The 19,115-nt window shown below is 60.2% G+C and carries 16 protein-coding genes; 5 read left to right on the top strand and 11 right to left on the bottom strand.

The features are described 5' to 3' along the window. Positions 1 to 67 precede the first annotated feature (67 nt). Complete coding sequence (locus tag HYI44_RS18850) at positions 68 to 277, top strand: cold-shock protein (protein WP_010462862.1); 210 nt, start codon at positions 68 to 70, stop codon at positions 275 to 277. A gap of 59 nt (positions 278 to 336) precedes the next feature. Here the strand turns inward: HYI44_RS18850 and HYI44_RS18845 are convergent, their stop codons facing one another. The 4 genes from HYI44_RS18845 to HYI44_RS18830 all read right to left on the bottom strand — a co-directional run bounded on the left by HYI44_RS18845 (position 337) and on the right by HYI44_RS18830 (position 5,442). Next, complete coding sequence (locus HYI44_RS18845) at positions 337 to 714, bottom strand: hypothetical protein (protein WP_045060117.1); 378 nt, start codon at positions 712 to 714, stop codon at positions 337 to 339. Positions 715 to 789: 75 nt separating this feature from the next. Further along, positions 790 to 1,599, bottom strand: coding sequence for a putative RNA methyltransferase (locus HYI44_RS18840; protein WP_225570175.1), 810 nt, complete (start codon positions 1,597 to 1,599; stop codon positions 790 to 792). Continuing rightward, on the bottom strand, positions 1,599 to 2,750 hold the full coding sequence (gene dapE / locus HYI44_RS18835; protein WP_225570174.1) for a succinyl-diaminopimelate desuccinylase: 1,152 nt from the start codon (positions 2,748 to 2,750) through the stop codon (positions 1,599 to 1,601). Before dapE ends, HYI44_RS18840 begins: the two co-directional genes overlap by 1 nt. A gap of 103 nt (positions 2,751 to 2,853) precedes the next feature. Then, entirely contained in the window at positions 2,854 to 5,442 is a 2,589-nt protein-coding gene (locus HYI44_RS18830; RefSeq protein WP_122837684.1) for a glycosyltransferase, read from the bottom strand. A 226-nt stretch (positions 5,443 to 5,668) separates the two neighbouring features. Between HYI44_RS18830 and tcdA the strand changes: the two genes are divergently transcribed. Then, complete coding sequence (gene tcdA / locus HYI44_RS18825; RefSeq protein WP_163019356.1) at positions 5,669 to 6,481, top strand: tRNA cyclic N6-threonylcarbamoyladenosine(37) synthase TcdA; 813 nt, start codon at positions 5,669 to 5,671, stop codon at positions 6,479 to 6,481. A 92-nt stretch (positions 6,482 to 6,573) separates the two neighbouring features. Here the strand turns inward: tcdA and HYI44_RS18820 are convergent, their stop codons facing one another. The 4 genes from HYI44_RS18820 to HYI44_RS18805 form a co-directional block, all read right to left on the bottom strand. Continuing rightward, on the bottom strand, positions 6,574 to 6,978 hold the full coding sequence (locus HYI44_RS18820) for a SufE family protein (RefSeq protein ID WP_225570173.1): 405 nt from the start codon (positions 6,976 to 6,978) through the stop codon (positions 6,574 to 6,576). Next, positions 6,975 to 8,180: an aminotransferase class V-fold PLP-dependent enzyme gene (locus HYI44_RS18815; RefSeq protein ID WP_225570172.1), complete on the bottom strand. Its 1,206-nt coding sequence runs from the start codon at positions 8,178 to 8,180 to the stop codon at positions 6,975 to 6,977. The genes HYI44_RS18820 and HYI44_RS18815 overlap by 4 nt, the downstream gene beginning before the upstream one ends. A gap of 276 nt (positions 8,181 to 8,456) precedes the next feature. Then, positions 8,457 to 9,491 (bottom strand): 2,3,4,5-tetrahydropyridine-2,6-dicarboxylate N-succinyltransferase, encoded by a 1,035-nt coding sequence (gene dapD / locus HYI44_RS18810; RefSeq protein ID WP_122837688.1) that lies wholly within the window; start codon positions 9,489 to 9,491, stop codon positions 8,457 to 8,459. Between the two features lie 33 nt (positions 9,492 to 9,524). Next, entirely contained in the window at positions 9,525 to 9,887 is a 363-nt protein-coding gene (locus HYI44_RS18805; protein ID WP_225570171.1) for an ArsC family reductase, read from the bottom strand. 276 nt (positions 9,888 to 10,163) lie between these two features. Between HYI44_RS18805 and HYI44_RS18800 the strand changes: the two genes are divergently transcribed. Continuing rightward, positions 10,164 to 11,804 (top strand): Na+/H+ antiporter, encoded by a 1,641-nt coding sequence (locus HYI44_RS18800; protein ID WP_122837690.1) that lies wholly within the window; start codon positions 10,164 to 10,166, stop codon positions 11,802 to 11,804. 111 nt (positions 11,805 to 11,915) lie between these two features. Here HYI44_RS18800 and dapC read toward each other — a convergent pair whose 3' ends face one another. The 3 genes from dapC to map all read right to left on the bottom strand — a co-directional run bounded on the left by dapC (position 11,916) and on the right by map (position 16,761). Beyond that, entirely contained in the window at positions 11,916 to 13,115 is a 1,200-nt protein-coding gene (gene dapC, locus HYI44_RS18795) for a succinyldiaminopimelate transaminase (RefSeq protein WP_122837691.1), read from the bottom strand. 116 nt (positions 13,116 to 13,231) lie between these two features. Next, a complete protein-coding gene (locus HYI44_RS18790; RefSeq protein ID WP_122837692.1) occupies positions 13,232 to 15,934 on the bottom strand; it encodes a [protein-PII] uridylyltransferase in 2,703 nt (900 codons plus the stop codon). A gap of 44 nt (positions 15,935 to 15,978) precedes the next feature. Further along, the gene (gene map / locus HYI44_RS18785; RefSeq protein WP_122837693.1) at positions 15,979 to 16,761 is read right to left on the bottom strand and encodes a type I methionyl aminopeptidase; all 783 of its coding nucleotides are present in this window, start codon (positions 16,759 to 16,761) and stop codon (positions 15,979 to 15,981) included. Between the two features lie 374 nt (positions 16,762 to 17,135). Here map and rpsB point away from each other — a divergent pair, with 374 nt between their 5' ends. Both rpsB and tsf read left to right on the top strand, forming a co-directional pair. After that, positions 17,136 to 17,873, top strand: coding sequence for a 30S ribosomal protein S2 (rpsB, locus tag HYI44_RS18780; protein ID WP_003219330.1), 738 nt, complete (start codon positions 17,136 to 17,138; stop codon positions 17,871 to 17,873). Between the two features lie 191 nt (positions 17,874 to 18,064). Next, complete coding sequence (gene tsf / locus HYI44_RS18775) at positions 18,065 to 18,928, top strand: translation elongation factor Ts (RefSeq protein ID WP_028622556.1); 864 nt, start codon at positions 18,065 to 18,067, stop codon at positions 18,926 to 18,928. Positions 18,929 to 19,115: the final 187 nt, after the last annotated feature.

Raw genomic sequence — 19,115 nt, 5'->3', positions numbered from 1 at the left:
TTCAGTTGAGAGTTTTTCGGGCTGTCCTATACTCGCGCCTCAAAAATAAAAAGAAGAGGTGCGATTTATGGCAACGCGCGAGACCGGCAATGTGAAGTGGTTCAACGACGCCAAGGGATATGGCTTCATTCAGCGCGAGGACGGGGTGGACGTGTTCGTGCACTACCGCGCGATCCGCGGCGAGGGGCATCGTTCGCTGGCGGAAGGGCAGCAGGTCGAATACGCCGTGGTGACGGGCGAGAAGGGATTGCAGGCTGAGGATGTGGTGGGGTTGTAAATTTTAAGATCAAAAGATCGTCCGAACGCGGCCCGAGCCTTCGGACGATCTATTCGCTTTTACGCGGTCTTCCAGGTGATCTCTTCTTCACCATCAGCGCTGATGCGCATCCAGCGATCCGCGGTCTCTTCACCTTCTTCCTCGACCCACGTACCTGGCGCGCAGCGTACTTCGACGTTCAGTGCGGCAAATGCAGCGCGGGCGCAGGCGATGTCGTCTTCCCACGGGGTCTGGTCACTTTCCAGGTACAGGCTGTTCCATTTCCCTACAGCCTTCGGCAACCAGGTCACCGGGACATTGCCGGCCTTGCACTTGTAGGTCTGGCCCTTCTGGACCCAGTCGGTGCACGGCCCCAGGGCTTCGCCGAGCCAGGTGGCGACCGCCTTGTAGTCGACGTCAGCGTCTTTCAGGTAAATCTCGATATCGGGTTGGCGCATGGATGTCCTCACTGCGGGTCTGAAAAATCCATTCGCGGATTTAGCGGGCCTCAAGTTGTTAACTCGAGACCAAAATTATTGAAGTACGAAGTAATCGTAACGCATTGAAACGGTGACCTCGAACGGTTCAACTTGCTCGATCACCTCAGCCCGGCGTTCGGCACTGGCGCGCCAGCCATGGGGCGTCATGGCCAACAGGTTGGCACGGTCCAGGCCGCTTGCCAGGCTCAGGCGAAACTCCAGGGTTTCACTGTGCGCCAGCACCATGCCCTGCGGTACCAGGGCCAGATGCTTGTCGTCGGTGTATTCACGGACTTCATCGTACAGGCGCTCGCGTAATTCCATCAGGTGGCCGCTGGTCGGTCCGACCTTCATCAGGCCACCACCGGGGCTGAGCAGGCGCTTGGCTTCTTCCCAGTCCAGGGGACTGAACACGCTCGCCAGAAACTGGCAACTGCCAGAAGCCAGCGGCACCCGCGCCATACTGGCGATCAGCCAGGTCAGTTGCGGGTTGCGCTTGCAGGCGCGTTTGACCGCTTCCCGGGAAATATCCAGCGCGTAGCCGTCGGTATCGGGCAGTGCCTGGGCGATTTGTGCCGTGTAATAGCCTTCACCACAACCGATGTCCAGCCAGCGTTGCGGCGCGTACTGCGCCGCCAGTTCGGCCAGGCGCCGGGCCACCGGGGCATAATGCCCGGTGTTGAGGAAGTCACGGCGAGCCTCGACCATCGCCAGGTTATCCCCAGGGTCGCGACTGTTCTTGTGCTGTACCGGCAGCAGGTTGAGGTAACCCTGGCGTGCGCGGTCGAACCGGTGTCCCGCGGGGCAGGCCACGCCGTTGTCCACGTCGTTCAGCGGTTCGCTGCAGATCGGGCAGGCGAGCATCAGGCGAGCAACTTGATCAGGGTCTGGTAGTAGATTTCGGTCAGCACGTCGAGATCGGCGGCCAGCACTCGCTCGTTGACCTGGTGGATGGTCGCGTTGACCGGCCCCAGTTCGACGACCTGGGTGCCCATGGTGGCGATGAAACGTCCGTCAGAGGTGCCACCGCTGGTGGACGCCTTGGTGTCGCGACCGGTGATGTCCTTGATGCTCGATGCAACAGCATCCAGCAAAGCGCCTGGCTCGGTCAGGAACGGCAGGCCGGACAAAGCCCAGTCGATGTGCCAGTCCAGGCCATGCCGGTCGAGGATGTCGGCAACGCGTTTCTGCAGGCCTTCAACCGTGGACTCAGTAGAGAAACGGAAGTTGAACACCGCCACCAGGTCGCCCGGAATCACGTTGGTTGCGCCGGTGCCGGAATTCACGTTGGAAATCTGGAAGCTGGTAGGCGGGAAGAAGTCGTTGCCGTTGTCCCAATGCTCGGCGGCCAGTTCGGCCAGCGCCGGGGCAGCCAGGTGGATCGGGTTCTTGGCAAGGTGCGGGTAAGCAACGTGACCTTGCACGCCGCGCACGGTCAATTTGGCACCCAGGGAGCCACGGCGACCGTTCTTCACCACATCGCCCACCAGTGTGGTGCTCGACGGTTCGCCGACGATGCACCAGTCCAGGCGCTCCTTGCGTGCAGCCAGACGCTCGACCACGGCCTTGGTCCCGTGATGGGCGGGGCCTTCTTCGTCGCTGGTGATCAGGAATGCGACCTTGCCCTTGTGGTTCGGGTAGTCGGTGACGAAGCGCTCGGCGGCCACGGTCATCGACGCCAGGCTGCCTTTCATGTCCGCCGCGCCACGGCCGCAGAGCATGCCGTGTTCATCGATCAACGCGTTGAACGGGTCGATTTGCCAGGCGGCCACCGGGCCGGTTGGCACGACGTCGGTGTGGCCGGCGAAACACAGTACCGGGCCCGCGTCCTGGCCGTGGGTGGCCCAGAAGTTATCCACATCCTCGATGCGCATCGGTTCCAGCGTGAAACCGGCATCGCCCAGGCGCTGCATCATCTGCTTCTGGCAATCGGCGTCCAGCGGCGTCACGGATGGACGGCGGATGAGGTCGATGGCGAGTTGAAGGGTCGGCGAAAGGTCGGCGTGGGCCGTCATGTAGAAGCTCCGAGGTGCGCACGGTAAACCTGTGCAAAAGGGCGATCATTCTAAAGCAAAACGGCGACCCGAAGGCCGCCGTTTGACGTTATCCAATAACGGACTATGCGGTTGCCGGTTCGGTTTCCAACGAAGGTTTGGGCAACGAGGACAGGAAGGCCATGATCAATGCCGCCAGGTACGGCAGCGATTGCACCAGCAACATGGTGACCCAGAAGCGCATGTCATTGCTTGGCAAGCCGTTCACCAGGAAGATCCCCAATGCCGCGCCCCACAACAGCAGCATGATGAACACTTCTTCCCGCGCTTCCGAAATTGCCACCCAGAAGCCGTGGTTGTCGGCATTTTTCGGCGTACGGAAGAACGGAATGCTGCTGGTGAAGAACCCGTACAGCACCGCTTTGGCGATGGTGTGGGACAACGCCAGCCCTGCCAGTGCCGCGCAGAAGGCATCCTTGAGGTTCACCCCGACCGCACGGCGGTACAGGAAGATGATCTTGCCGACCTTGAACACGAACAGTGCCAGGGGCGGAATCGCGAAAATCAACAGCGGTGGATCGACCCGCTGCGGCACGATGATCATCGCCGCCGACCACAACAGGGCGCCGACCGTGAAGAAGATATTCATGCCGTCCGCCACCCACGGCAGCCAGCCCGCGAGGAAGTGGTAACGCTGGCCGCGGGTCAGTTCAGTGTCCTTGCCGCGCAACAGGCTTGCTGTGTGCCGCTTGATAATCTGTATCGCCCCATAGGCCCAGCGGAACCGCTGCTTCTTGAAGTCGATAAAGGTATCGGGCATCAGGCCCTTGCCGTAGCTGGTGTGGTAGTACGCAGCCGACAGGCCTTTTTCGAACACCCGTAGGCCCAGCTCGGCGTCTTCGCAGATGCACCAGTCAGCCCAGCCCAACTCCTCGAGCACCGAGCGACGGGTCATGGTCATGGTGCCGTGCTGGATGATCGCGTCACGGTCGTTGCGGGTCACCATGCCGATGTGGAAGAAGCCTTTGTATTCCGCATAGCAGAGCTTCTTGAAGGTGCTTTCGTTCTGGTCGCGATAATCCTGCGGCGACTGCACCACGGCGATTTTCGGGTCGGCGAAGTGCGGCACCATGTGCTTGAGCCAGTTCGGGTCAACGCAGTAGTCGGAGTCGATCACTGCAATGACTTCGGCATCCTTGGCGGTATGTGGGATCAGGTAGTTCAGCGCACCGCCCTTGAAGCCGGCCAGGGGGGCGACGTGGAAGAACTTGAAGCGTGGCCCCAGGGTTTCGCAGTACGCCTGCACCGGTTCCCAGACGGCCGGGTCTTTGGTGTTGTTGTCGATGATCAGGACTTCGAAGTCCGGATAGTCGAGGTTGGCGAGGGCGTTGAGGGTCTGTTTGACCATCTCCGGTGGCTCGTTATAGCAAGGCACGTGGATCGAGACTTTTGGCCGGTAGTTCGAGTCGCCCACCACCGGCAGGAATTCGCGCCGACGTTTGTGGGTCCATACCGCTTCGGCCAGTTCATGGGCCTCGGTCAGCAGCACGATGAACACGCCGAACGCACCGAGGGCGAGCAGGATGCCTACTGTCAGGCTGAACCAGGTGCTGTATTGCAGGCTGTAGTCATAGCCGATCCACACCAGCACCGAACCACAAAGGAATGCGATAAAGGTCAGGAAGGTACGACCACGCTGGCGCAGCGCCGAGCCGTCGATCATCAGCAGCGTCAGGGACAGCAGCGCCAGTACCACCGAGCCGACCGCCAGCACGCGCCACTGCGGGATTGCGACTACCGGGCCTTCAAAGTTGAATTTCTGCTGGCGTGCGGCATTGAATACACCCCAATAAGCACCCACCGAACCTTCGTCACTGGCCTTCCACGGCTGGTCGAAGGCTTCGATCACGAAGTAGTTGAAGCCCTGGCGGTTGAGCTTGTTGACCAGCGTGCGCAAATAGATCGCCTGATCTGCCGGCGATGCATCGGCGCCACCGCGCATGCGGCCGTTGCTCGGCCAGCCAACCTCCGAGAGCAGCAGGGGTTTCTTGGGGAACATTTTCTTCAGGTCACGGGCGCGGTCCAGGACAAATTGCCCGGCCTTGTCCACCGGGATGAACTCCCAGTAGGGCAATACGTGAGCGGCGATCAGGTCGACGTGCTTGGCCAGCTCCGGGTGTTCTTCCCAGACGTGCCATTGTTCGGACGTGGTCACGGGCACTTTCACCGCCGCGCGCACGCGATCGAGGATCATGCCCAGCTCCGCAGCGGTAATTTCCTTACGGAAAATTGCCTCGTTTCCTACAACCACCCGCACCACGCTGCGCGAGGTGTTGGCGATTTCAATGGCGCGCAGAATTTCCCGCTCATTGCGCTCCTCGTCCGGGCTGATCCAGATGCCCAGCGTCACACGCAAGCCGAACTCTTCCGCGAGCTTGGGAATATCTCCCAGCGTGCCGTCGACCGAGTAAGTGCGGATGTTGTCCGTCAGCTTGCTCATGATCTCCAGGTCACGGCGCATTTCATCGTCGTTTGGATATTGATCTTTTTGCGGGTACTGGCCTTGCTGGAACGGCGAATAGGAGAAGCCGGAGATCTGTTCAGGCCAGTTGGGAGCGGTGACAGGGCGATTGATCAGCGCCCAGAAGCCGGTAAACAAGGCTGCGATGGCGAGCACCACGACCAGGTTGAGTCCAAATTTACGCGATGACATAGCTTTTTCGGGTTCCAAAGGCTGTGGAACGAAGGAGCGGTTGGCGACTGACTGCCAGGGGCAGGGGCGCGCATCCTACACTGGAGGTTCTATGACCGTACAGCTAACAGGGAAATGTCTGACATTAGGCACTCCGGTTTCACATAAGTTCTTACACTTGTCGCCGAAGCTTAAAACTTGTCGCCCGATGGCCCTATAATGCGCGCCGGTTTTTGGGGTAATGGTCATGAGTACAGAAGATCCACGGTTTGCCGGCATCGCCCGCTTGTATGGCATCGAGGGCCTTGAGCGCCTGCGCGCGGCGCATGTGGCAATCGTCGGCGTCGGTGGCGTCGGTTCCTGGGCGGCTGAAGCGATCGCCCGTTGCGGCGTAGGCGAGATTTCGCTGTTCGACCTGGATGACGTCTGCGTCAGCAACGCCAACCGCCAGTTGCATGCGCTGGACAGCACCGTGGGCAAGCCCAAGGTCGAGGTGATGGCCGAGCGCTTGCGCGGGATCAACCCGGCTTGCACCGTGCACGCGGTAGCGGATTTCGTCACCCGCGAGACCATGGCCGACTACATCACGCCGAATATCGACTGCGTGATCGATTGCATCGACAGCGTCAACGCCAAGGCGGCACTGATTGCCTGGTGCAAACGCCGCAAGATCCAGATCATCACCACCGGCGGCGCGGGCGGGCAGATTGATCCGACGCTGATTCAGGTCTGTGACCTGAACCGTACGTTCAACGACCCGCTGGCTTCGAAAGTGCGTTCCACGCTACGCCGCGATTACAACTTCTCGCGCACCGTGACCCGGCATTACAGCGTGCCTTGCGTGTTCTCCACCGAACAACTGCGTTACCCGAAACCCGATGGCAGCATTTGCCTGCAGAAGAGTTTCGTGGGCGACGGGGTGAAGCTGGACTGCGCCGGCGGGTTTGGCGCGGTGATGATGGTGACGGCGACGTTCGGCATGGTCGCGGCGACCAAGGCTGTGGACAAGATTGTGGCGGGCGTGCGGCGCCCGGCGGATCGCATCAAACCCGAGGCATAGACACTTGTAGGAGCTGCCGAAGGCTGCGATCTTTTGATCTTTAGTGTCGAAGTGGGCGCCGAAGATCAAAAAATCGCAGCCTTCGGCAGCTCCTACCGGGCGAGTTCTTGCATGCGCTGCAGGACTGCATTGAGGCCATTGCTGCGCGAGGGGGAGAGCTGCCGGCTCAGGCCCAGTTGATTGAACCAGTGCGGCAAATCAACCTGCTTCAATTCGCTGGCCGACAGGCCATTGACCCGCGCCAGCAGCAACGCCACCAACCCGCGAATCAACCGCGCATCACTGCTCGCGGCAAACTGCCAGTGGCCGTCCTGCAGCGAGCCGACCAACCACACCTGGCTTTCACAGCCATGCACGCGGTTGGCGTCGACTTTGTCCTCATCACTGAGTGAAGGCAGGCGGTCGCCCCACTGCATCAACAGCCGCGCGCGTTGTTCCCAGCCTGCAGCTTCCTTGAAGGTGGCCAGCGCCGTGACGGCGTCCGCTGGCAGGGTCATCGCAGCAACTCCAGGGCCTGGTCCAGGGCTTCAAAGAAGCGCTCCAGATCATCGGAGTCGTTGTACAGCGCCAACGACACCCGGATCGCGCCGGCCAGTTCAAGATTCTTCAGCAACGGCATGGCGCAGTGATGACCCGCGCGCACGGCAATCCCCTGTTCGGTCAGCAGGTGCGCCAGATCCGAGTTATGCACACCCTCGACCACAAAGCTGGCCAGGGCCAGTTGCGGTTTGCCCAGCAGGCGAATGCCGTTGCGGGCTTGCAGGCCCTTGAGCAAATAATCGTGCAGGGCGGCTTCATGAGCCGACACGGCGTCCTGATCCAGCCCTGCCAGATAATCCAGGGTGGCGCCGAGCCCGATGACGCTGGCGATCGGCGGTGTGCCGGCTTCGAAACCCAGGGGTGCGGGACGAAAACGAGCGTCGTGATAATTGGCATCGAGCACCATCTCGCCGCCGTATTGCCAATGGCGCAGATGTAACAGTGCTTCATGCCGGCCAAACAGCACACCGAGGCCATCCGGACCGTACAGCTTGTGGCTGGAAAACACATAAAAGTCGCAACCCAGGGCCTGCACATCGTGGCGACCGTGAACGATCCCCTGAGCGCCATCGACTACGGTGATGGCGCCGTGGCTCCGTGCCAGGGCCAACAGGGCGGGTAACGGTTGCCAGGCGCCCAGCACGTTGGACAGCTGGCTGACGGCCAGCAGGCGAGTGCTCGGGCCGATAAGCAGGGCGGCGGCGTCCAGGTCGATGAGGCCGTCGTTGTCGAGTGGCAGGATCACCAGCTTCAGCTTGTGGCGATGGGCCAGTTGCTGCCATGGCAGCAGGTTAGCGTGATGCTCCAGGGCGCTGATAACGATTTCGTCGCCCGGCTGGAATGAGTGCTCCAGGCCATAGGCCAGGAGATTCAAAGCGGAGGTGGCGCCGTGGGTGAAGATGATCTGCCCGCTATCGCCGGCATTCAGCCATTGTCCGGCTTTGCGGCGGCTGTCCTCGAATGCCTGGGTCGCGTGGGCGCCGGGCAGGTGTTGTGCCCGATGCACGTTGGCGGCGCCGTTGGCGTAGTAGTGCGCCAGCGCATCCAGCAGGGCTTGGGGTTTTTGCGTGGTGGCGGCGTTGTCCAGATAGGTCTGGTCCTGCCGTTGCAGTGCGGCGATGGCCGGGAAGTCGGCGCGCCACGGGGAGGGGATCATCATGCAAATGGGCCCTGCAAAACATGGGCGGGAAAATGCCAAACCCGTTGTAGGAGCGAGCTTGCTCGCGATGGACGTCAACGATAACTCGGGCTACCTGAATAGCCGCGTTGCCCTAGCGTTGTTCGCGAGCGAGCTCGCTCCTGCAGAATTGACTGTGCACCTGTAGGAGCGAGCTTTCTCGCGATGGACGTCAACGATAACTCTGGCTACCTGAATAGCCGCGCTGTCCTAGCGTTGTTCGCGAGCGAGCTCGCTCCTACAGGTTAATGGCGCAGCTTAGTTGTGAGCGTGCAGCGCTTCGTTCAGTTCGATGGCCGATTTGTGGGTCTTGCATTCCACGGCACCGGTTTCCGAGTTGCGACGGAACAGCAGGTCGGATTGACCGGCCAGTTCACGGGCCTTGACCACTTTTACCAGCTGGTTTTTCTCGTCCAGCAGCGCAACCTTGGTGCCAGCGGTCACGTACAAGCCAGACTCGACGGTGTTGCGATCGCCCAGTGGAATGCCGATACCGGCGTTGGCGCCGATCAGGCAGCCCTCGCCTACCTTGATCACGATGTTGCCGCCGCCCGACAGGGTGCCCATGGTGGAGCAGCCGCCGCCCAGGTCCGAGCCCTTGCCAACGAATACGCCTGCCGAGACACGACCTTCGATCATGCCCGGGCCTTCGGTGCCGGCGTTGAAGTTGACAAAACCTTCGTGCATCACAGTGGTGCCTTCACCGACATAAGCGCCCAGGCGCAGACGGGCCGCATCGGCGATACGCACGCCAGCCGGTACGACGTAGTCGGTCATCTTCGGGAATTTGTCTACCGAGAACACTTCCAGCAGCTCGCCGCGCAGACGGGCTTCGAGTTGCAGCTCGGCCAGTTCACTCAGGTCGATTGCGCCCTGGCTGGTCCAGGCTACGTTCGGCAGCAGCGGGAAGATCCCGGCCAGATTCAGGCCATGGGGCTTGACCAGACGATGGGACAACAGGTGCAGCTTGAGGTACGCCTCTGGGGTAGAAGTCAGTTGCGCGTCTTCGGCCAGCAGGGTGGCGACCAGCGGCTTGTGGCTTTCGGCCAGGCGAGTCAGCAGCTTGCCTTGTACCGGGTCGATGCCCTTCACGGCTTCAGCCAGTTGCGCAGCCTGCGCGGTGGTGAAGGTGATGGCCTGGTTGCCTTCGCTGTAAGCGAGAATTGGCGCGACGGCAGCCACCAGTTCGGCCGACGGATTCAACAGCGGCTGAGGGTAAAACACTTCCAGCCATGCGCCTTGACGATTCTGGGTGCCGACGCCGAAAGCGATGCTGAACAGGGAATTGGACATGTAAATACCTCTAACAAAATTGAACGGGCTGGCTTACTTGAGCGCTGCCGCGTAAATATCTGGCTTGAAGCCAATCAGGGTTCGGTCACCGAGATCGAGCACAGGGCGCTTGATCATCGAGGGTTGCGCGAGCATCAATTCGATGGCTTTCGATTGGTCGAGATCGGCTTTGCGTTCGTCTTCGAGTTTGCGAAAGGTCGTGCCTGCGCGGTTCAACACCACTTGCCAGCCGTGCTCGTCACACCACTGGGTCAGGTGTTCACGGTCGATTCCGGCCGTTTTGTAATCGTGGAAGTCGTAGCTGACAGCGTGTTCATCAAGCCAGGTGCGCGCCTTTTTCATGGTGTCGCAAGCTTTGATGCCGAAAAGGTGCAAGGTTTTACTTGAAACGGTCAAGGAATTGCCCCCTTTACAGGTGCTGGAAAAAAAAGGTGAAGGATTATGCCATGACCTTACGGTTAGCGCGTAAACCTGTGGGGTGAGCCTGCTCGCGATGGCGTTGGGTCAGTCAGTCTTCATGTCGAATGTTACGCCGCGATCGCGAGCGGGGTCGCTCCCGCAGGATGTCAGGCATGCTGATGCCCGCGATGCGACATAGGTGTAACGGCCAGCCCGCAGTCTAAACCGCTAATATGGCACTTCAATGCTGTCGATTGCCTGGGAAAACGCTTTATGCAAACCGCCTACACCGTCCTGATCCTGCTCATGCTGGTCAGTGTCTCTCGTCTGGTGGGGCGGGTTATCCCGCTGCCATTGCCGCTGGTGCAAATTTGCGCCGGAGCCCTGCTGGCCTGGCCGACGCTGGGGTTGCATGTGGCACTGGACCCTGAATTGTTTCTATTTTTGTTTTTGCCGCCTTTGTTGTTTTCCGATGGCTGGCGGATGCCCAAGCGCGAGCTATGGCGCCTGCGGGGGCCGATCCTGACGCTGGCAGTGGGCCTGGTGTTGTTCACCGTGGTGGGCGCCGGTTATTTCATTCATTGGCTATTGCCAAGCATTCCCTTGCCGGTGGCGTTCGCGCTGGCGGCAGTCTTGTCGCCGACGGATGCCGTGGCAGTGTCGGCGATTTCGCAGAACAGGCTGCCGACGCCATTGATGCACATGTTGCAGGGCGAGGCACTGATGAACGACGCCTCAGGCCTGGTGACGTTCAAATTTGCCTTGGCTGCCGCCGTCACCGGCGTGTTCTCCCTGGCCAATGCGAGCCTGACATTCGTCCTGGTGGCGGTCGGCGGGCTGGCGGTCGGGGTTGCGCTGAGCTGGCTGGTCGGGCGCCTGCGCTCCTGGATGATCGCGCGCGGCTGGGATGACCCCGCGACCCACGTGGTGTTTATGCTGTTGCTGCCCTTCGCCGCCTACGTACTGGCCGAGCGCCTGGGAGCATCGGGCATCCTGTCGGCGGTGGCGGCAGGGATGATGCAGAGCTGGCTCGACCTGCTGCCGCGCCAGACCAGTACCCGGCTGCTCAATCGCAGCGTCTGGTCGCTGCTGGAGTTCGCTTTCAACGGTTTGATTTTCCTGCTGCTGGGCTTGCAGTTGCCGGACATCATCAAGGCAGTTGCCAGTCATGAAACCTCGTTGTGGCCGACCTTGCTCTACCGCTGCCTGGATGTGCTGGCAATCTTTCTGGTGCTGTTGGTGTTGCGCTTCGTGTGGGTGCAAAGCATCTGGCGCTTGTCGGGCCTGCTGCGCCGCTGGCGCGGCAAGGGTGAAATGACGCAGGTTCCGACTGCGCGCTCGTGCTGGTTACTGACCGTTGGCGGCGTACGTGGGGCGGTGACGCTGGCGGGTGTGTTGTCGGTGCCGATGCTGATGGGGGGCGTGGCATTCCCGGAACGTGACTTGCTGATATTCATCGCGGCCGGGGTGATCCTGCTGTCACTGATTGCGGCGTGTATTGCGCTGCCGTTGCTCCTGCGTGGCATCGAAAAAAGCCCCGACGACAAGCGGCGCAATGAAGTGCGTGAGGCCTGGCGCAAGACGGCCGAGGCGGCGATTCATGCGCTCGAAGCCGAAGAAGCCGAAGAAGCCAAGCCGCATGACGCGGCGCAGGCAGCACTCGCCGCCGAACTCAAGGCGCGGATCATGTCCGAATACCGGCATCAGCTGGAGGTGTTCAACGATTCGGCGGAAGCCCAGGCACTGGCGTTCCAGATGGACTTGCTGGAGCGGCGGATGCGCTTGAAAGCATTGCGGGCGCAGCGACTGGAACTGTACAGCCTCAGCCGTCAGCACCAGATTGGCGATGACGTACTGCGTGAGGTGTTGGCGGAGCTGGATTTGAGCGAGGCCAATTTGGGGCAGGTGAAGTAATGGTGACCCGCCCGGTAGGAGCTGCCGAAGGCTGCGATCCTGTGACTATCAGCGTCCTTGAAGACGCCAAAAGATCGCAGCTTTCGGCAGCTCCACCGGGGGGGGCGGCGCTTAGCGGCGGCTTTGGATGAACGCGCGGATACGTTCAGCGGCCTCGACGCACTCGGCCAGCGGCGCAACCAGTGCCAGGCGCACGCGGCCAGCACCAGGGTTGAACCCGTCCACTTCGCGGGACAGGTAGGAGCCCGGCACCACCGTCACATGTTCTTCCGCGTACAGGTCGCGGCAAAACGCCTCGTCATCACCTTCAACGTTCGGCCACAGGTAGAAACCGCCGTCCGGACGCTGCACGTCCAGCACCGGGCTGAGGATTGCCAGCACGGCGTCGTATTTCTCGCGGTACAGGTCGCGGTTGGCGCGCACGTGCACTTCGTCATTCCATGCGGCTACGCTGGCCAGCTGAGTCTGCACAGGCATCGCACAGCCGTGGTAGGTGCGATACAGCAAAAAGCCCTTGAGGATGTCGGCGTCACCGGCCACGAAGCCCGAGCGCAGGCCTGGCAGGTTGGAACGCTTGGACAGGCTGTGAAACACCACGCAGCGCTTGAAGTCCTGGCGACCCAGTTCCACGCAGGCGCTGAGCAAACCGGCGGGTGGGGTCTGTTCGTTGAAGTACAGCTCGCTGTAGCACTCGTCGGCGGCGATCACGAAGTCGTACTCGTCGGCCAGGGCGATCAGCTTTTTCAAGGTTTCGACTGGAATCAGTGCGCCAGTGGGGTTGCCAGGCGAGCACAGGAACAGGATCTGGCAGCGTTTCCAGATATCCGGCGAAACTGCGTCGAAGTCCGGATTGAAGCCGTTGGCATCCAGGCACGGCAGGTAGTGCGGCTTGGCGCCCGCCAGGAACGCCGCACCTTCGTAGATCTGGTAGAACGGGTTCGGGCTGACCACCAGCGCGTCATCGGCACGATTGACCACTGTCTGGGTGAAAGCGAACAGCGCTTCTCGAGTGCCGTTGACCGGCAGCACGTTGCGCGCCGGGTCGAGCCAGCCGTTCGGAACGCTGAAGCGTCGTTCGCACCAGGCAGCGATGGCTTCGCGCAATGCGGCAATGCCGAGGGTGGTCGGGTACACGGCCATCTGATCCAGATTGCTTGCCAGTGCTTCAGCAACAAAAGCGGGCGAGCGGTGTTTGGGCTCGCCGATGGACAGGGCGATAGCGCGCTTGTCCGGGTTTGGCGTGACGCTGCCGAGCAGGGCGCGGAGCTTCTCGAACGGGTAGGGCTGCAACTGGGTCAGGGCGTTGTTCATGGGGGCCTCATTCAATGTAGGAGTGAGCCTGCTCGCGATGGCGTTGTGTCAGTCATTGGCGATGTTGAATGGACGGACGCCATCGCGAGCAGGCTCGCTCCCACAGGGGGGATAATTCAGATAGTGAGTCGCGACAGTTTGATTTCGGATTCCTGGTTGACGGTCAGTTGCTCGACGATCGCATCCTGCAAGCGGCTGCACAGCAACGGGTCGGACAAAGGCTGATTGTTCGCATCGGTGATGAAGAACACGTCTTCCACGCGCTCGCCCAGGGTGGCGATTTTCGCGTTCTGCAATGACAGGTCGAACTCGAGGAAGATTGTCCCGATCCGTGCCAGCAGGCCCGGGCGGTCCGGGGCGCTGAGTTCCAGTACGGTCACCGGGCGCTGGGCGTCGTTGTGGATCGTCACCTGGGGCGCGAACGCGAAATGCTTGAGCTGGCGCGGTACCCGGCGCTGAATGATGGTCGGGTAGTCGTCCGGGTTGCGCAGCGCCTCGGTCAGGCCTTCGCGGATCTGCTTGACCCGGGTCGGGTTGTCGCCAATCGAGTCGCCATCTGTATCGAGCACAATGTAGGTGTCGAGGGTGAACTGGCTGCTCGAAGTGATGACCCTTGCGTCGTGGATGTTCAGGTTGAGCTGGTCCATTGCCGCCACGGTCACGGCAAAAAAGTCGTGCTGGTCGGGGGCATAGATGAAGATCTGGGTACCGCCCTCGAACTCGCGCTGTGTGGTTTCCTTAATCAGCACCAGGGGCCCGCCGTCAGCCGGCTGCTGGAGGATTGCGTCGCTGTGCCAGGCCACGTCGCCAGCGGTGTGGCGCAGGAAGTAGTCATCCCCCAGTTGCGCCCATAGCTGCTCGACGTCGTCCGGATCGGTCCCGCCGCGCACCAGGATGTCCAGGGCAGCACTTTGGGTCTGGCGAATCTGCTCCTCGCGGTCCACCGGGTTTTCCAGGCCGCGGCGCAGGGCCCGCTTGGTCTCGGTGTACAGCTGGCGCAGCAGGCTGGCGCGCCAGGAGTTCCAAAGCGTCGGGTTGGTGGCGTTGATGTCCGCCACGGTCAGTACGTATAGATAGTCGAGATGGGTTTCGTCACCGATGATCTGCGCGAAGTCATGGATCACTTGCGGGTCCGACAGGTCCTTGCGCTGGGCGGTGGTCGACATCACCAGGTGATTCTGCACCAGCCAGACGATCAGGCGGCTGTCCCACACCGGCAACTGGTGACGCTGGCAGAATGCCTCGGCGTCGACTGCGCCGATTTCCGAGTGGTCGCCGTGCCGGCCTTTGCCAATATCGTGATACAGGCCGGCCAGGTAGATCAATTCGGGTTTGGGCAGCTTGGCCATGAGCTTGCTGGCCAGCGGGAATTTTTCCGACACCTGGGTGTACTGCAGCTTACGCAGGTGCTTGATCAAATTCAGGGTATGGGCGTCGACCGTATAGATGTGGAACAGGTCGTGCTGCATTTGCCCGACGATAAAGCCGAACTCAGGCAGGTAGCGCCCGAGGATGCCGTATCGGTTCATTCGGCGCAGGTTGCGATGGATACCGATCTTGCACTTGAACAGCTCGATGAACAGGCTGGTGTTGCGAATGTCGTTGCGAAACTCATCGTCAATCAGGTGACGGTGTTCGCGCAGCAGGCGAATGGTATCGGCGCGCACGCCCTTGATTTCCGGCTGCTGGGCCATCAAAACAAAAATTTCCAGCATGGCGAACGGGGTGCGGCGGAACACGTTGTCGTTGCGCGCCTCGATGTAGCCGTCGTGCAGCTGGAACCGCGAGTTGATCGGCTGTGGCGGCGCTTCGTCTTCCGGGGCGAGGATGACTTCCTCGAAATGCTGGATGATCAGGTCGCTGAGCTGGGCGATGCTCATGACCACCCGGTAGTACTGCTGCATGAAGTTTTCGATGGCTTGCTTGGCGTCATCGCCTTCGAAACCCAGCAGCCCGGCAATCGAGCGCTGATGATCGAACAGCAGGCGGTCTTCGGAGCGGCCGGCGAGCATGTGCAGGGCGTAGCGCACCTTCCACAGGAACTCCTGGGACGAGGCCAGCAAGGCATTTTCGCTTTCAACCAGGAAGCCTTCGCCAGCCAGCGCCCGCAGGTTCAAGGTGCCGTACTCGCGCCGGGCCACCCACAGAATCGTCTGGATGTCCCGCAGGCCGCCGGGCGAGCCTTTGACGTTGGGTTCCAGGTTGTATTCGGTGTCGTTGTACTTGTGGTGGCGGGCCTTCTGTTCAGCTCGCTTGGCCAGGAAGAAGTCCTTGCTGGGCCACATGTGCGCGGTGCTGGTGACGTCGAGCATGCGCTGGCGAAGACGCTCGGGGCCACTGATGGTGCGGCTTTCCATCAGATTGGTGACAACCGTCAGATCGGCGCGGGCTTCAATGGCGCATTCGTCCACCGAGCGAACGCTTTGGCCAACTTCCAGGCCAATGTCCCACAGGAGCGTCAGAAAGCGCTCGATGGAATCGCGGAAAACTTCGTGATCGGCGTTGTCCAGCAGGATCAGCAGGTCGATGTCGGAATATGGGTGCAACTCGCCGCGACCGTAGCCGCCGACCGCCACCAGTGCGATGTCGGCGTCTTCGCTCCAGTCGAATTGTTCCCAGGCCTTTTGCAGGATGTTATCGACGAACCAGGCGCGATCCTCGATCAGGCGCCGAATGTCGCGGCCGCTGCGAAAACGCCCGTCGAGCACCTCGCGGGCCTGGCGGATGGCCTTCTTGAAGGCGGCAATGGGGCTTGCCTTCAGGGCCAGTTCAGCCTGGAACTGGCCGCGGTCGAAGAGTTCTGGATCCACCTGCGGCATCGATTGGCTTTCCTTTCTATGGGCGGGAAGTTGCGCGGGTTGAATCAGGCCGAAACGCGAGGGATGGTGTCATCGCTGCGCAGGGTGAAAATCTCGTAGCCAGTCTCGGTCACGACCAGGGTATGTTCCCATTGGGCGGAGAGCTTGCGGTCCTTGGTAATGGCAGTCCAGCCGTCGCCCAGCACCTTGGTGTCGGCCTTGCCCTGGTTGATCATCGGCTCAATGGTAAAGGTCATGCCCGCCTTGAGTTCCATGCCGGTGCCGGCACGGCCGTAGTGCAGGATCTGCGGCTCTTCGTGAAACACTTTGCCAATGCCGTGGCCGCAAAACTCGCGAACCACCGAGAAGCCGTTCTTTTCAGCGTGCTTCTGGATCACTTCGCCGATGTCGCCCAGGCGGCAGCCCGGCTTGACGATTTCAATAGCCTTGTACATGCATTCCTGGGTGACCTGGGACAAACGCTCGGCCCAGACCGGTACGGTGCCGACGTGGAACATGCGGCTGGTGTCGCCGTGGTAGCCGTCCTTGATCACGGTCACGTCGATGTTCAACGTGTCGCCATTCTTCAATGGTTTCTCGTTGGGAATGCCATGGCAGACCACGTGGTTGATCGAGGTGCAGATCGACTTCGGGTAGCCTTTGTAATTCAGCGGCGCAGGAATGGCCTGTTGCACATTGACGATGTAGTCATGGCAAATGCGGTCCAGTTCTTCGGTGGTGACGCCCGGTTTGACATGTTCTGCAATCATTTCCAGCACATCGGCGGCCAGTTTGCCGGCGACACGCATTTTTGCGATGTCCTCTGGTGTCTTGAGGTTGACGGTCATACAGGCTCTCTCTGCGCTCGATGGCGCTTCACTAAGTCAAAATGGGCGGTGCGCAAACAATCTTCGCCGCCCTGAAAAACGCGATTCTACCAGACGATCAGGGCAAACCTGAGGCTCTGTGCATCGCTTCTTCATCTAGATGGGCGCACTCCAGGGGGATTCCAAGGGCGCGGATAAAGGCGTGCGTCAGGAATTGAGAATCCGGGTTCCGTTTTTGCGAGTCTTATGGTATAAAATGCGCCGCTTTCCGGGGATACCCCGAAAGGCTTAAATCCACACACGTGTCGACACGATGACCTGGGTGCCTTCAGCTGATGCTGCTGGTTGGTCATTGGGATACGTGGAGGCCAAACCCGACTTATTAAGGAACTATCATGTCCCAAGTCAACATGCGCGATATGCTGAAGGCCGGTGTGCACTTCGGTCACCAGACCCGTTACTGGAACCCGAAAATGGGTAAGTACATTTTCGGCGCGCGTAACAAGATTCACATTATCAACCTTGAAAAAACCCTGCCAATGTTCAACGAAGCTCTGACTTTCGTAGAGCGCCTGGCCCAGGGCAAAAACAAGATTCTGTTCGTCGGCACCAAGCGTTCCGCTGGCAAGATCGTTGCTGAAGAAGCAGCACGTTGCGGTTCGCCGTACGTCGATCACCGCTGGTTGGGCGGCATGCTGACCAACTTCAAAACCATCCGTGCTTCCATCAAGCGTCTGCGTGACCTTGAAGTGCAAGCCGAAGACGGTACTTTCGCCAAGCTGACCAAGAAAGAAGCGCTGATGCGCACTCGCGATCTTGAGAAGCTCGATCGTTCCCTGGGTGGTATCAAGGACATGGGCGGTCTGCCAGACGCTCTGTTCGTTATCGACGTTGATCACGAGCGCATCGCGATCACCGAAGCCAACAAGCTGGGTATCCCGGTTATCGGCGTAGTCGATACCAACAGCAGCCCGGAAGGCGTTGACTACATCATCCCAGGCAACGATGACGCAATCCGCGCTATCCAGCTGTACATGGGTTCGATGGCTGACGCTGTAATCCGTGGCCGCAACCACGTTGCTGGTGGCACCGAGCAGTTCGTTGAAGAAGCTCCGGTAGCTGCAGCTGAGTAATTGACGCCTTGGCGTTGACTCAGTAAGCAAAAAGGGGGCTTGGCCCCCTTTTTGCCACCTCGAAAACCATTTGTGTGCAGCGCAGTTGCAGCCTTGTAATGTGCAGCCGCTATCAAATAAGGCTTCGGGAAGAATTGAACGCCCGTTTGCTCGGGTGGAATGGTTGAAAACCTATCCAAGAGGATTTTGAAATGGCAGAGATTACTGCAGCGTTGGTCAAAGAACTGCGCGAGCGCACCGGCGAAGGCATGATGGATTGCAAAAAGGCCTTGACCAAGGCCGGCGGCGACATCGAAAAAGCCATTGATGACATGCGTGCTTCGGGCGCCATCAAGGCTGCCAAGAAAGCAGGCAACGTAGCTGCTGAAGGCGCTATCGCTCTGAAAGAAGACGGTAAGTCCGCCGTTCTGCTGGAAGTGAACTCGCAGACCGACTTCCTGGCTCTGCAGGACGACTTCAAGGCATTTGTCGCATCCAGCGTTGAAAAAGCGTTCGCTGACAAACTGACTGACGTTGCTCCGCTGATCGAAGCTCAAGAAGCTGATCGCCTGGTACTGGTCGGCAAGGTTGGCGAAAACGTCAACATCCGTCGCCTGGCTCGCGTTGAAGGTGATGTTGTTGGTGGCTACCTGCACGGCAACAAAATCGGTGTTGCGGTTGTTCTGAAAGGCGGCGACGTTGAGCTGGCTAAAGACATCGCGATGCACGTAGCTGCGACCAACCCTGAATTCCTGCTGCCATCGGAAGTTTCCGCTGAAGCGGTAGAGCGTGAGAAGGGCGTGTTCCTGACCCTGAACGCTGACAAGATCGCCGGCAAGCCGGAGAACATTGTTGAAAACATGGTCAAAGGCCGTATCAGCAAGTTCCTGGCTGAAGCGAGCCTGGTTGAGCAGGCGTTCGTCAAGAACCCTGAAATCAAGGTTGGCGAACTGGCCAAGAAAGCCGGTGCTGAAATCGTTTCTTTCACCTACTTCAAAGTAGGCGAAGGCATCGAGAAGCCGGTCGACAACTTCGCTGAAGAAGTTGCTGCCCAGCTGGCCGCCGCCAAGCAATAAGACAGTTTTCAACTGTCGCCCTGAAGAGGCTGCCCGCTCACGCGCGCAGCCTCTTTTCAGATGGGGGGCCAAATTTTTAATTGGTTTCCCTTTGGAACTGGCTTACAAAGCCATGTTCCGATGGCGCTGAAGCAGCGCCAAGCTAGAGTGAACGCCAGCTGTAAACAGCTCGCAAAGAATTTTTAAA

It is taken from the genome of Pseudomonas sp. Y24-6, from assembly GCF_020295325.1.
GTDB lineage: Bacteria > Pseudomonadota > Gammaproteobacteria > Pseudomonadales > Pseudomonadaceae > Aquipseudomonas > Aquipseudomonas gregormendelii.
The sequence above is the reverse complement of the archived record's forward strand: the minus strand, read 5'-3'. Positions and strand labels throughout refer to the sequence as shown.